Here is a 14,551-nt window from a genome sequence, read left to right on the forward strand (position 1 = left end):
CACATCAAATCAGCCCCAGCTCATAGAGTGGGACCAAAATGATGTGTGTTTATATTTCCTATTTCGATCTAAGGATCGCGCATCAATTATTTCACTTTTTGTACGGTTACCGCCATCTGCTCCAGTTGAGTGTGAGTCAATTGGTTATTCGGTGAGCTGAGGGTTACATAACGATCATCCAGCTTGAACGTGAGCATATCCGTTTGGTCTGGTGTATACCATTTGGCGGATACGCCATTAGGCAGTTTTACCGTTTTGCCATCATAGCTGAACGAGTAGTCTTTAGGAGATACCGTGACATTCATGCGATTAAAAACAAAGTTTACACCATCGCCGCCTGCACCTACGCTTTTGAACGTGTCTCCGGCAACCATATGTTGTGGGGCATAAGCTGTTGTAAACCCGTCAAACTTCGCAAATGCTTTGCGAATGTTATCCAATTGTTGCTTGCTGTAGTTCACATCAGCGAATGCAGTGATCCCCTGATCATTGTTGCCAGTTGTCTTTTGAACAGAGACAGCGACTTGTTGCAACTGAGCTTGACTCAACTTATGATCCGGCGAGCTAAGGGTAACGTAGCGATCATCCAGTTGGAACGTGAGCATGCCCGTTTGGTCTGGTGTGTACCATTTGGCGATAACGCCATTGGACAGTTTCACGTCTTTGCTCGTATAACCGTCCGAATAATCTCTTGGAGATACATCCACTTTCATATGGTTGAAAACAAAGCTGACGCCGTCGCCACCTGCCCCTACACTTTTAAACGTGTCACCTGCAATCATCTGCTGAGGAGCATAAGCTGTCTCGAACCCATCGAATTGTGCAAAAGCCTTTTGAATTGCCTCTTTTTGTGCTGCGCTATACGTTACATTCGTCAAGGCCGAAGGATTGCTCGTGGCTTGGCCGATAATGACCTGACCTTTTTTGCCGTCATAGGATACAGGCACATGCAGCGCATCGGCAAGCGCACGTACAGGCAGATAAGTAGAGTTGTTATAGGTAATTGGAGCCAGTTTTTTGCCATTGCCATCGGTTGGTGAGTAAGCCGCGCCATCTACATTGAAGCTGATTCCATGGTTAAGGTATGCTGAGATCTTCTCCAGCTGCGTTCCGGCAAATACGCCCGTTGCTCCTGTTAATGTCATGCCCAGTACCATCATCGTTGCTACGGATTTCTTCATGTTTTTTTTCATCATATATCTCTCCTTCAAGTTGGGGGTTGGTTTAATTTGATGGGCTCGCTGTCCCTTATGGCTTTATATTAAACCCCGAACATATCCAGAATAATTCTGAATTATCTCCAACTTGTAAACATGTGTGTATATACGGAGGATGTAGAACGAAAACGGAAGCTGCTAGGCATGTTTGAACGTATTCTTTGCTGAATCGAAACATTTTAGTTGAAGAGATAGAGGACTAGTCCGCCAAAACCAAGTACAATCGCACCAACGTATACATAGGAAAGTTTACTGAGGTTTTGCTTTGTGCGTCGATCATATTCGGGGTTGCTGGTCTGATTGGCTTTGGAATTACCGATAATCAGGGTAGCAATACCCCCAAACAAGGCGATACCGACAATTAAAACATAAGGCAACCAGGTCATGAATGGACCTCCTTCGCGAATAAGTTGATATGTCTTCATTGTACTTCAGGATAACCTTTGATGTAAGCTTTAATTGAGAAATATAGGGAAATAAAGTATCTGTCTTACAGTATGTAGGTAGTCTAGGATCGGAAAGATCACTATAATTTTAGTTTTTTTTAATTCAAAAAAACCTTGATACATCAGGCATCTACAGCTTTCTTCACTGAAGGCTGTAATTTTTTTTGCCCACAGAGTGATCCAGAATAGAAAACCCTGCGTTACACCCTATGAAGACGACGACGAGGAAAGAAATTATACACAAAACATAATCGAGGAGTGAACACGTAATGAAAATGAAGATGAAGAAGTTTATCGCACCTGTACTTAGCTTGACACTGTTGATGCCGGGGATCGCTGGAGCAGCATCCGCTCCACAGACACCAATGACAATGATGAAAGCTTCCGTGAATACACCTGCGGCTGACTTGAGAGCAAACTTGGACCACCTGCTGTCCGAACACTTTGCACTCGCAGTAACGGCAATGGCCAAAGCATATGACGGAGCAAAAGATGCAGATGCAGCCTACAAAGCACTCGACCAGAATGCACTGGATATGCAGCCAGCAATCGCTTCCCTATATGGTGAGGCAGGTGCCAAAGAATTCGAACGTATCTTCCGTGCTCATAACAAATACACCGATGATTTGGTGAAAGCAACCAAAATGGGTAACCAGGCTGGGATCAAACAAGCACAGGCAAACATCAACGGTTTCGTGGATGAGTTCTCCACGTTCCTGAGCACAGCTACCGAAGGTAAATTGCCAAAAGCAGCAGCCAAACAAGCTCTGCAAGTACATGAAGATCTCGTGCAAAAAGTATTTGATGAGTATGTAGCTGGAGATTACGCTGATGCATACAAGGCTTACCGTGAAGGGTTCAAAGAAATGTTCGACGTAAGTAAGGCACTTTCCACAGCAATTACTACACAATTGCCTGAGAAATTCGAAAATAGCAAAGCAGATACAAAAGCAGCTGATCTGAGATCTGCACTCAACCATTTGGCTTCCGAGCACTTTGCGCTTTCGGCTCTGCAAATGCAAGAGGAATATGATGGACGTACAGCCGCTTCCAACGCACTGATTACAGCTGAAGCTGGAAACACAGCTGACTTCAAAGCAGCGATTGCTTCCGTTTACGGTAACGATGGTGCCAATGCTTTCGAGAAAATTTGGGTAACCAATCACGTTAATGCGCAAAGCGATTATGTAAAAGCTGTGAAAAACAACGATGCTGCGGCTCGTGCAGCAGTAGAGAAACGTATTGACGGATTTACAACAGAATTCGCAGCATTCCTGGATTCCGCAACAGCTGGTAATCTGCCAAAAGCAGCAGGACAACAAGCGCTGACAACACATGAAAATCAAGTGCAAAACGTATTGAATCAATATGCAGCAGGCAATTATGATGCTTCTTATACAACTAATCGTGAAGGCTTCAAAGTGATGTTTGGTGTAGGTCAAGCCTTGGGTAACGCAATTGTGACTCAATTTAACGACAAATTCCAAGAGCCAGCAACACCTGCACCAGCGCCAGAAATGACAACGGTGTGGATGCAACTGAACAGCAAAATGCTGAAAATTAACGACAAAACAACCAACATGGATACCACACCAGTGCTTTGGAAAAACACAACATACATTCCATTGCGTTTCTTGAGTGAAGGTATTGGCGCAACAGTGAAATGGGACAAAAAAGCACAACAAGTAACGGTAATGGCTGGCGATGATACCCTTGAATTCTGGGTGAACAACAACGTTATGGAAGTGAACGGCGTGAAGAAAAACGTGGGTGCAACGGTATTCGTAAACAAAGATGGACGTACGCAAGTACCTCTGCGTTTCATTGCTGAACTTCTGAACTGGGATGTAAAATGGGCACAAAAAGATGGTTCTATTACACTGACTAAATCCATGTAATACAACGTTTTTTATAACAGAATCAACCAATAAGAGCTGCCCCATACGGCAGCTTTTTTTGGTTTCACCCATAAGTTCAAATATTTGGTATAATCATCGAGAATGACCTACATAACAGCTGGAATAGCCGATGAAGTCCAGAATGAGGTATGATAATTTGGCATAAGCAAAATGAAGAGGGGGACAGAGGAATGAGTACATCATCAAAATCGGAGCGTCCAGCGAAAAATGTGGATACCCGGTTATTTGTTGCTTGGGCGGTATCGGTTATTGCAACAGGGGGGAGTCTCTATTTTAGTGAGATCAAGGGCTATCTTCCATGTGATCTGTGTTGGTATCAGCGTATATTCATGTATCCACTAACCATCTTGCTGGGCATTGCCTACTTTAAGGATGACGTGGGCATCACGAAATACGTACTCCCACTTAGTTTCGTCGGTGGCGGCATTTCGTTATATCATGTAACGATCCAGCGTATTTTTTCGGCTACAGGTAATGCCGTAGCGTGTGGCAAGGTTCCATGTTATACCGACTATTTGAACTGGTTTGGTTTCATCACCATTCCATTACTGGCACTGATCGCCTTTATTATCATCATTGTGATGCTGTGGGGTATCAGCAAAACACCCAAATCTTCTTGATAAGAAAGGATAGATGGTGATGAGCGGACAAGCTCGTTGGTTCATGCCCTTTTTGGTGCTAATGTTTTTGGTCGCTGGCTGCTCATATGAGGAACAGGCTGCTTCCGGGGAGATGCCAGAGATGGTCCGGGTGAAACTTGACGTTCCGGAGAAAACTACTCTTCATAAACCAACACGGTTGCAGGTGAAGCTTACACAGGGAGATACACCGTTAAGTCATGCCGACAATGTGCAATTCCAGATCTGGAATGAGCTTGATGATCCGCCTTCTGTATCTCCGGAGCAAGGTATGATGACAGCTGAAGAACTGGAGAATCAAGGGGCTATTACTGCCAATGAGACAGAGGAAGGGCTGTATGAAATCCAGCATACCTTTGAAGAACCAGGTACGTATGTGGTACAGGTCCATGTTACGCACGGAGCAATGCATAGCATGCCGAGAGCAAGAATTGTGGCGGAATGAAGCAGCGGGCGGATACCAAGGGTTTGGTTCAGGGTGAGTAATAGGTTTATAATGTTAAAGGTATGAAGAATGTTGTAGGAAAAGAGGCTGTTATGGCAACTATTCATGATGTTGCACTCAGGGCAGGAGTTTCTGTAACTACCGTCTCGCGTGTATTAAACAACCGGGGATATATCAGTCAGAAGACTCGGGATAAAGTGTATCAAACCATGGACGAACTGAACTATCGCCCCAACGAAATTGCCCGTTCTCTTCTGCGTAAGCAATCCAATGTTATAGGCTTGATTATTCCCGATGTATCTCATCCGTTTTTTGGAGAACTGGCTAACTATGTTGAGTACCATGCATACCAGAATGGATTTAAAATTATGTTATGCAACTCCCACATGGACCCTTCCAAAGAGCGTGAATATGTGGAAATGCTCAAGGGTAATCGCGTGGATGGCATTATTATGGGAAGTCATACACTGGAAGTCGATGAGTATATGAACCTGCATTCCCCAATCGTGACCTTTGATCGTAAGATCGGTGAAGACATCCCTTTTATCTCATCTGATAACTATCAGGGAGGGGTTATGGCTGCTGAATTGCTACTCTCGAAGAACAGACGGCATTTGGCACATATTTGCGGTAATTTGGAATTGCAAATGCTCTCCAATCGCCGGACGACAGGTTTCGTTGATACATTGCAGGCTCATGGAGTCAAGCCGGTCATGATTCATGAAACCGATCTGAATGTGTTTGATCAGCATCAGTATACGGAATTGGTGGATAAGCTACTTGCACAACACCCGGAGGTGGATGGGCTGTTTGTAACGAGTGATCTGATGGCGGTGCATGCGCTGAAGCAGATCGTGTTAGGTGGGCGCAAGGTACCTGATGAGATCGCTATTGTAGGTTATGATGACAGTCGTGCGGCAGGGTATACGGTGCCTGGCATAACAACGATTAGGCAGCCGGTGGAGGCTATGGCTAAGCTGGCGATTGATCTGATTCGGCGTCAGATCGCGGAAGAGAAGATCGGAATGGAACATATTTTGCCAGTAACCTTAGTGGAGAGAGAGACGACCTGATACAGGTCGTTTTTTCCTGTTTGTCCTTTTGCCTCGAAAAAATCAAGGCGCAATATTTTTTTTAAATGGCATGTCAAACGATTGACATGTCAAACCTTTGACATTATAATTCGATTTGTAAGCGTTTCCTTTTAAACTACTGATCGGGGGCCATAACAAGATGAAAAGAGAACAGAGATGGATGATGAAATTATCGGTATTGTCTTTGATTATGATGCTTGTATTGTCAGCATGTGGAAGTAAAGCAGCGACGGAGTCCAACTCCTCCTCTGAGGGGAGCAGCAGTGAGAGTGTCAAAATCACCTTGCTCAATTCCAAGTCGGAAATTAACAGTCAGCTGGAGCAAGCGGCTAAAGACTTCCATGCCGAAAATCCAAATGTCACACTAGAAATTGTACCTGTAGGCAGTGGACAGTCTCCGTTTGAAAAAGCGTCTGCTTTGTATGCTTCCGGCAGTCCTACAACGATGATGATGCTGGATACAGGGGATGTCGAGAAATTCAAGGATCGTGTTCTGGATCTCACATCCGAGTCTTGGATGAAGGACGCTGTGGAGAATAGCACAGCGGCTACGACGTTTGATGGCAAAAATTATGCCTTCCCGTTCTCTATTGAAGGATATGGATTCATCTATAACCAGAATGTTTTGGATCAGGCAGTAGGTGGAACATTTGATCCAAAGTCTGTACAGACCACTGCACAACTTGATGAGCTGTTCCAAAAGATCGCTGCTACTGGAAAATCACCTTTAATTGTATCTCCGATGGATTGGTCGCTTGGTGCGCATTATCTGGGGCTTGCATATGGTGGGCAGTCGCCGGACCGTGCGAAGGTGGATCAATTCATAACTGATCTGAAGGCAGGTCAAGTGGACCTTGCTTCCAACGCCGTGTTTAATGGCTTGTTAGATACATTTGATCTGATGAAAACCTACAATATTGACAAGGCTTCTCCCCTGTCCGGAACTTATGAACGTGGACCTGAGGTGCTTGGCAAGGGTGAGGTTGGCATCTGGTTCCAGGGCAACTGGGCATGGCCGCAAATTTCAAGCTTTGATACAGCAGATGGAAAATACGGCTTCCTGCCAGTACCTGTGAGCAATAATGCAGATGATTTCGGTAATACTCAAATCTCTGCTGCCGTATCCAAACGAATATTGTTGGATAAGGAAAAGAGCACACCAGCACAACAGGAAGCTGCGAAGAAATTTTTGGAGTGGATTGTTTATAACGAAAAGGGTCAGGATTTCCTGGTGAATCAAGCCAGTATTATTCCGGCATTCAGCAACATTACACTGGAGCCGACCGATCCGCTTGGCAAGTCCATTAGTGAATACATCAAGGCAGGCAAAATCGAGGAATCAATGAGTACACTCCCTGCGGATCACTGGTCCAAACTGGGTGCGTCCATGCAGAAATACTTGGCTGACGTCATTGACCGTGCCGGACTTGCGAGCGAAATTCAGGCATACTGGAGCAACGTGAAATAAAGGATAAAGGAATTAATTTTAGCCCTGAGCAGCACATAGAGAGAGACTTGCGGTAAGCCGGAGATGATGAATGTACAACTTGCACACGAGGTCTGTTCGTTGTTTCCGGTATAACCGTTAGGCTAATTATTTGGATAGAGTGGAGGTTGACAATGCTGACCGAAAAAGGATTATGGACACGTCTGCGAACCCGCCTGATCTTTACTGGCCCGACATTATTTGCGTTTGCTACAGTAATGATTATTCCATTTCTGTATGGTATTTATTTGACGTTTACGAACTGGGATGGCATTGCCATCGATCAAAACTTTGTTGGCTGGGATAATTATATTGGTGTGTTCAAGGACACCGTGTTCTGGAAATCATTCGGGATGACGCTGGAGTACGTATTTATTACCGTTGTGCTCACCAATGCGGTTGCTTTCCTGCTCGCTTACGCGGTAACCCGGGGAATGAAGGCGCAGGGCTGGTTTCGGGCCGGATTTTTCCTGCCGAATCTGGTGGGTGGAATCGTGCTTGGTTTCATCTGGCAGTTTATTTTTAATCAGGTACTCGTCTTTGCAGGACAAAAAATGAACCTCACTCTGTTTTCCACCTCCTGGCTGGCTGACCCGGACAAAGCGTTCTGGGCACTCATTGTGGTGACTGTTTGGCAGTATGCCGGCTATATGATGGTTATCTACATTGCAGGACTGATGAATGTGCCGAAGGATGTTATGGAAGCAGCCAGCATAGATGGGGCAAGTAATCGCAAAATGCTGGCGCGCATTGTATTGCCGCTGATGGTTCCTTCGTTTATTGTCTGCATCTTTTTGTCACTGCAACGGGGTTTCATGGTGTATGATCTGAACGTCTCCCTGACCAGTGGCGGGCCCTTCAAGAGCACCGAGATGGTATCCATGCATGTCTATGAGCAGGCCTTTCTTGCTCGTGACTACGGATTGGGGCAGGCAGAAGCCTTTGTGCTGTTTATCCTTGTAGCCGCCATTACACTGCTCCAGGTTTATTTCAGCAAAAAACTGGAGGTCGAGGCATGATGGCTGGACAATCGCGCATTCTTAACTGGATCAAGTTTAGTGCATTAATCGTTGTAATGATTTTGTTTGTATTTCCGTTTGTACTTCTCATCGTCAATTCGTTCAAGGCTAACCAGGCAATTACTTCCGATCCGCTAGGGTTACCAAGCTCCTTTCAATTCGATAATTATGTCAATGCGTTTGACAAAATGGGATATGTATCCGCCTTCAGCAATTCGTTGCTCATAACCATTGCAGGTGTATTACTGATTGCTCTTTTTGCGGCGATGACAGCCCATTACTTTGTTCGTCACAATAGCAAGGTGAACCAGTATCTCTTTTTCCTGATGGTAGCTGCGATGATTATTCCGTTTCAGGCTATTATGATTCCGCTGGTTAAAATATACGGCTCGCTCAGCCTGCTGGATAACAAGTGGTCGCTGATCTACATGTATATTGGCTTTGGCAGTCCGCTCGCCGTATTTATCTATCATGGCTTTATCAAAAGTATTCCCCTGGAGCTTGAAGAGGCGGCTCTAATGGATGGCTGCGGCAGAGTGCAAACCTTTTTTCGCATCGTACTGCCGGTGTTACTGCCAACAACCGTAACGATTAGCGTGCTGAATGTATTGTGGATATGGAATGATTTTCTGCTGCCTTCCCTGGTGCTGACTTCATCCGAGCAGCGTACGCTGCCGCTGTCCACGTTTTATTTTTATGGGACATACACAGTCGATTACGGTCCATTGATGGCTGGTCTGGTCTTGACCTTGCTGCCAGTACTGATCGTGTATCTGTTTGCGCAGAAGTACATTATTCAGGGGGTCATGCAAGGGGCTATCAAATAAGTTCAGTTGGGTGATATAGAGAGAGACAGGAGTGAAGGACATATGAACCAGGAACGATACGAGAAACAGGAAATAGACACAAGGCAAGAGACAGACCTTGGACTGACGAGTGCTTCGGCTCACACGAAGGAGAGTTATACACTCGCCCGGGCCAACGCATATATCAAGGAACATCGGCATCAGGTTGATCCAACCTATCGAATGGCCTATCATTTGATGCCGGAAGTGGGCTGGATGAATGATCCCAACGGCTTCATATACTTCGGTGGGATGTATCATATGTTCTATCAGCATTATCCCTACGAGCCGGTATGGGGGCCGATGCATTGGGGCCATGCGGTGAGCCGTGATTTGGTTACGTGGTCTTATCTACCTGTTGCACTGGCACCCGATCAGAGCTACGACAGTGGAGGCTGTTTCTCTGGAAGTGCAATCGTGCAGGATGGCAAGTTGGTGCTGATGTACACGGGGCATGTGGTGACTGGACCCGACAAGGATAACGATTACTTGCAGACACAGAATATCGCTGTCTCGGAGAATGGAATTGATTTTGTCAAAAGCGCAATGAATCCGGTCATTCGGCTGGATCAAATCCCAGAGCATACCAGTCCCAAGGACTTCCGTGATCCGAAAGTGTTTGAACGAAACGGTGTGTACTATTGTGTCCTTGGATCGAATGATGCTGCGGGCAAAGGTGTCATTCTGTTATACCGTTCAGTGGACTTGCAGGATTGGAGTTATGTTAACATTATGGCCCAGAGTGACGGGGCGCTTGGCGACAATTGGGAATGTCCCGATCTGTTCACACTGGATGGCCGAGATGTGCTGATCATGTCTCCGCAACGTATGCCTGCTCAGGGAGATAACTATCGCAACTTGCATTCAACCGTTTATATGATGGGAACGCTGGATGAAGACCAAGGTGTACTGAAATACGAGGAGTACGTTCCGCTGGACTGTGGCTTCGACTTTTACGCACCTCAGACGATGGAGGATGCACAGGGACGACGAATCATGGTGGCCTGGATGGATACGTGGGAAACGGAAATTCCGACACAAAAGTCTCATGCCTGGGCTGGAGCGATGACTCTGCCGAGACAGCTAATTCGTAGGGGAGACCGATTGTTATTCCAGCCGCTTCCCGAACTTATACAGTACAGGTCGGATGGCAACGAACAGTACGGTATACAACTAAATGGTGATGAACATGATCTTGATCTTGGAATCAGCGGAGACCGTTACGAAATACATGCTGTATTCGAAGCGGAACAGGCACGACAATTCGGATTGAAGCTGCGCACGGGTGAGGATGAAGAAACCGTGATTTCCTATGATGTGCAGCAGCGTCGTCTATGCTTAAATCGCGAGCGAGCCGGACAAGGGCCGGGGGGAGAACGTGCTGCGACCGTGGAACTGCTTGACGGGAAACTGGAGCTTCATATTTTTATGGATGTCAGCTCCATTGAGGTGTTCATTCAGCAGGGAGAGCAGGTAATGACAGGGCGGATATATCCTGGGCCGAACTCAACAGGTATTAAGGCTTTCGCGTCCGGAACGTGTACATTGACCGAACTTCGCAAATGGGATATACGAATTCCTCGATAAATTGTTTCTAAAATTCAGCCTTGACCTTGAAGTATACTTCAAGGTTTATTCTGGTTTCATCAACAATGTTTGGAGGATGAATGATGAAACTAATGGAATGGATACTGGTACTTGTAACGATTGGCGCAGCGTTGTGTATACCTATGTACTCAAAGCGTCGGAAACTTGCGGCAGGAATGTCGGCTGCCTTGATATTAGCATTGCTGCTTCACGGTATCTTAGATTCGTTTCGTGTGATGCTGCTGCCAACGTATCTTGTTGCAGGCATAATCTTCATCGTATTAATCATTAAGGTAGTGAGAGAGTATCGTAACAGAGTCACTGGACATTTTGCAGAGAAGCAGAAACCGAGATGGCGTTCTTGGCTTCAACTCACGCTGGTTGCGATGCTGGCGCTGGTCTCCGGCGCTGGCTCAGGACTGCTCACTTGGTATTTTCCAGCATTTAAGATACCTGATCCTACGGGGAAGTTTGCGATCGGTACTTTTTCGCAACAATTGGTGGATGAAACCCGTGAAGAGACGTTTACACCCGAAAGTGGGGACAAACGGGAACTGATGATTAACGTGTGGTATCCAGTGAAACCGGAGGATGCAAAGGGAATAACTCCAGAATCTTACCCGTCTGAACTTGGAGAAGCCATCAGTCTGGTATTTGGGATCCCGCCCAAGGTGTTCAGCTACCTTGATACTATTCCGACACATGTGGTTAAAGGCGCAGCCATATCAGACGCAAGCCCTTCTTATCCGGTGGTGCTGTTCTCTCCCGGTGTCCGTTCTGCCCGTTTCCAGAGCATGACTGCTGTCGAGGAACTGGTCAGCCATGGCTATATTGTTGTAGGTATGGATCATCCGTATACCTCAGCTCGCGTTACCTTCTCCGATGGGCGTAAAGTGTCTTATGAAGCCGGACCTGAATTTGCAACGTCAGAAGAACTGTATCAATATAATGTGGAGGGAGTAGGCATTCGTGCAGCGGATGCACGATTTGTACTCGACACGCTTGAACAGTGGAATCTGAATGATCCCAATCAGGTGTTGGAAGGCAAGCTTGACCTGAATCATACAGGCATTATGGGGCACTCTTATGGTGGGGCTACAACAGCCGAAGCACTCGCACAGGATGAACGTTTACGTGCAGGACTCAGTTTGGAAGGCGGCTTCTGGGGCAGCGTCTCCAAGACGGCATTAAAACAACCCTTTATGTACATCATGTCTGGCGAAACGGCTAAAAGCTTCGATCCGAATGCTACATCCAAAGATAACGTGTTCTACCCTGAGTTTGAGCCGGATCTGGACCATGTGATGACAAGCAGTCTGAATGATACCTATTATCTGACGGTGGAGAATTTCTTCCATCAAAGCTTTACGGATATTTCATTAATTTCACCGAAAATGTTTGCCAGAGGCATGACGCCAGAACATAATGTGGATATAACCAGATCCTATGCGCTCGCATTCTTTGACCGGTATCTCAAAGGGGAGGAGCAGCCGTTATTGCAAGGCCCTGCATCTCCATTTCCTGAGGTTACTTACGATGCCAAATATACCAAGATACGCAACGAACAAGCACAATAAGTCTGCAGAAGGGTGGAGGGGTAGGCATGGAAACCATGACAAGAGGAATGTTGGCCAAGCGTACCGGTGTGAGTATGGCAACCCTCCGTTACTACGAGGATAGTGGGATTCTGCCTGCTCCCCGTCGTTCCTCCAACGGATACCGGGTGTATACCGAGGATTATCTGGTCAAAATTAAGTTCATTAAGGATGCCCAGTTGCTGGGTTACTCCTTAAAGGAGATACAAGAGACCCTGCAACTGCTTAGCCAGGAAGACATGGAAAAGGATACGTTAAAAACACTCGTCCGTGACCGAATCGCTGATATTCAGAAGCATATTGAGCATCTGGAAGAGATGCAGATTCATCTGGCTAGACTGTTGCATACACCAGAGGACGATATCGACAATTATATTCAATCGTTCAGGGTGCACAAGAAAGAGTTATAAACTGTAAAACCTCGGACAAAGAGCGCCTTAAGATGTACTTCGGGCACGCTCTGTTCGAGGTTTATTTTATCTCTATCTTAATGGTCTTAATCATGACATGCCCGCTTCACGCAGAAAATGGTGCACAATCTCCGTCTGATACTTGATACGGGTCGCGCGCTTCAGACTCCAGCAGGTCTCCACGGTAACAGAACGGGCTTGTAGTACTCTTGAAGCCGCTGTACGTGCAGATCCCGGCAATTCATGCTGCTTCAGGTTAAAATGACGATCACGAATGGCAATCGACCGATTCATCCGTTCAATAACTTTCCTGCAAGCTGGAATGGTGCGACTGCCGGGATTGGTGATCAACGTCTGTCCAAGCACTCGGGAACTCAGTTGAGACAGGCCATTGGCTTCATGCAGATCAAGCCACCAATCGGCCCGATGTTCACGCGCCAAACGAAAAACTGCCGCAGCGAGCGGATGCTTGGCCTTGCCTGACATACGGCGTGGAAACGTACGATTCAGATCTGGCTTGCCTCTGATTTTCTTGGCGTAGGCTTGCTGGTTCACACGTGGCACGATAATTAACAGCCCTCGCCGAATGCTGTGGCGACCAGTCGCACAATCATCTGCGAGTTTTTGCGCAGCAGCCATGCTCGCCGTTTCGTTCCCGTGAACCCCGGATGTAATAAACATTACCGGTCCAGGCATCATGCCACGTACGATGAAATAGGGAGTGGCGTGTACACTGGATGCTGCCAGGACATGTTTGGTCACAAGCATGACGCTTCACCTCCATTAGTACAGTACGCTATGTCCCTCTTTCATGTAACGGCGTGAGAACAGGTCTTCATCCTATTTTCTCACAAAATGGGCCAACTAATACACCCGGTGGATGATATCTTCGAAGTCGGGTTCCTTCATCTCCACATCTTCAATCTCACCCCATTGTTCAAGTTGCTTCAGAATGTCCATCGTTCTCCATTCCTTCCGGTTAACTTCCACAGTGACAATCTGCCCTTCCACTGCTGTGATCTGAATGGCGGACGGTATGGTATCAGGCATAAGAAATGAACCCCGATACGTAACTCGGATAAGTGTCGGCAGACCGATAGTGTCACGCAGAGAAGGGATCGAGCCGTCATATGTAAGCTGACCATGGTTGATCACCATGACCCGGCTGCATAACTGTTCGATGTCGTCCATGTCATGGGTGGTCAGCAAAATCGTTTTGCCAAACTCCTCATTTAATGTACGTAGAAATTGGCGTATGTTCCGTTTGGCGTTCACATCCAGTCCAATCGTGGGTTCATCGAGAAAAAGCAGTTCGGGATCATGCAGCATGGAAGCTGCGAGATCCGCACGCATGCGTTGTCCAAGCGAGAGCTTGCGGACAGGCGTGGCCCAGAACGATTCAAGGTCCAGCAGCTCGGCGAACTGGGACAGCCGTTTCTTTTTGTCTTCGGTCCGGACGCCGTACATCTCGGCCAGAATATCATATGAATCTTTCACAGGCAGATCCCACCAGAGCTGGCTGCGCTGGCCAAATACAACGCCGAGTCTACCCACGGTTCTGCGCCTGTCCAGATGCGGGTTCATACCGTCAAGCCTTACCTCGCCCGAGGTGGGGTGCAGGATACCTGTCAGCATTTTGATCGTTGTAGATTTGCCGGCCCCGTTTGGACCGATGTAACCTACAAACTCACCTGGGCCGATATCAAAACTGATATCGCATACTGCTTCCTTGGACACAGTCTCACGTGAAAATAATGTACGTAATCCGGAGAAACGTCCTTCGCGAATAACAGGAGTTTTGAATTCCTTTTGCAGATGTCGTGCTGTGATCATGTTCATAATTCTTTTCG

At 46.7% G+C, this 14,551-nt stretch carries 14 protein-coding genes; 10 read left to right on the forward strand and 4 right to left on the reverse strand.

Annotated elements, in window-relative coordinates:
* Positions 1 to 86: 86 nt before the first annotated feature.
* Positions 87 to 1,196 (reverse strand): stalk domain-containing protein, encoded by a 1,110-nt coding sequence (locus tag ACX9NY_RS27965; RefSeq protein WP_472476288.1) that lies wholly within the window; start codon positions 1,194 to 1,196, stop codon positions 87 to 89.
* A 200-nt stretch (positions 1,197 to 1,396) separates the two neighbouring features.
* The gene (locus ACX9NY_RS27970; RefSeq protein WP_091019193.1) at positions 1,397 to 1,603 is read right to left on the reverse strand and encodes a hypothetical protein; all 207 of its coding nucleotides are present in this window, start codon (positions 1,601 to 1,603) and stop codon (positions 1,397 to 1,399) included.
* A gap of 335 nt (positions 1,604 to 1,938) precedes the next feature.
* Here ACX9NY_RS27970 and ACX9NY_RS27975 point away from each other — a divergent pair, with 335 nt between their 5' ends.
* From ACX9NY_RS27975 to ACX9NY_RS28020, 10 genes are all read left to right on the forward strand, one after another.
* Positions 1,939 to 3,561, forward strand: a complete 1,623-nt coding sequence (locus ACX9NY_RS27975) for a copper amine oxidase N-terminal domain-containing protein (protein WP_472479430.1) — start codon at positions 1,939 to 1,941, stop codon at positions 3,559 to 3,561.
* Between the two features lie 191 nt (positions 3,562 to 3,752).
* Positions 3,753 to 4,202 (forward strand): disulfide oxidoreductase, encoded by a 450-nt coding sequence (locus ACX9NY_RS27980; RefSeq protein WP_472476290.1) that lies wholly within the window; start codon positions 3,753 to 3,755, stop codon positions 4,200 to 4,202.
* A 19-nt stretch (positions 4,203 to 4,221) separates the two neighbouring features.
* Positions 4,222 to 4,665, forward strand: coding sequence for a FixH family protein (locus ACX9NY_RS27985; protein WP_472476292.1), 444 nt, complete (start codon positions 4,222 to 4,224; stop codon positions 4,663 to 4,665).
* Between the two features lie 92 nt (positions 4,666 to 4,757).
* Complete coding sequence (locus ACX9NY_RS27990; RefSeq protein ID WP_339237876.1) at positions 4,758 to 5,738, forward strand: LacI family DNA-binding transcriptional regulator; 981 nt, start codon at positions 4,758 to 4,760, stop codon at positions 5,736 to 5,738.
* Between the two features lie 160 nt (positions 5,739 to 5,898).
* A complete protein-coding gene (locus ACX9NY_RS27995) occupies positions 5,899 to 7,227 on the forward strand; it encodes an ABC transporter substrate-binding protein (protein WP_472476294.1) in 1,329 nt (442 codons plus the stop codon).
* A gap of 152 nt (positions 7,228 to 7,379) precedes the next feature.
* Positions 7,380 to 8,264: a carbohydrate ABC transporter permease gene (locus tag ACX9NY_RS28000; RefSeq protein WP_091019202.1), complete on the forward strand. Its 885-nt coding sequence runs from the start codon at positions 7,380 to 7,382 to the stop codon at positions 8,262 to 8,264.
* Positions 8,261 to 9,091, forward strand: a complete 831-nt coding sequence (locus ACX9NY_RS28005; RefSeq protein WP_397384290.1) for a carbohydrate ABC transporter permease — start codon at positions 8,261 to 8,263, stop codon at positions 9,089 to 9,091. The genes ACX9NY_RS28000 and ACX9NY_RS28005 overlap by 4 nt, the downstream gene beginning before the upstream one ends.
* 42 nt (positions 9,092 to 9,133) lie before the next feature.
* Positions 9,134 to 10,696: a glycoside hydrolase family 32 protein gene (locus tag ACX9NY_RS28010; protein WP_472476296.1), complete on the forward strand. Its 1,563-nt coding sequence runs from the start codon at positions 9,134 to 9,136 to the stop codon at positions 10,694 to 10,696.
* 80 nt (positions 10,697 to 10,776) lie between these two features.
* The gene (locus ACX9NY_RS28015) at positions 10,777 to 12,273 is read left to right on the forward strand and encodes an alpha/beta hydrolase family protein (protein WP_472476298.1); all 1,497 of its coding nucleotides are present in this window, start codon (positions 10,777 to 10,779) and stop codon (positions 12,271 to 12,273) included.
* 26 nt (positions 12,274 to 12,299) lie between these two features.
* The gene (locus ACX9NY_RS28020; RefSeq protein ID WP_472476300.1) at positions 12,300 to 12,701 is read left to right on the forward strand and encodes a MerR family transcriptional regulator; all 402 of its coding nucleotides are present in this window, start codon (positions 12,300 to 12,302) and stop codon (positions 12,699 to 12,701) included.
* A gap of 90 nt (positions 12,702 to 12,791) precedes the next feature.
* Here ACX9NY_RS28020 and ACX9NY_RS28025 read toward each other — a convergent pair whose 3' ends face one another.
* Both ACX9NY_RS28025 and ACX9NY_RS28030 read right to left on the reverse strand, forming a co-directional pair.
* On the reverse strand, positions 12,792 to 13,469 hold the full coding sequence (locus ACX9NY_RS28025; protein WP_339257480.1) for a M14 family metallopeptidase: 678 nt from the start codon (positions 13,467 to 13,469) through the stop codon (positions 12,792 to 12,794).
* A 96-nt stretch (positions 13,470 to 13,565) separates the two neighbouring features.
* Positions 13,566 to 14,534, reverse strand: a complete 969-nt coding sequence (locus ACX9NY_RS28030) for an ABC transporter ATP-binding protein (RefSeq protein ID WP_339243212.1) — start codon at positions 14,532 to 14,534, stop codon at positions 13,566 to 13,568.
* Between the last annotated feature and the right edge of the window lie 17 nt (positions 14,535 to 14,551).

Source organism: Paenibacillus sp. CB74, assembly GCF_055687625.1.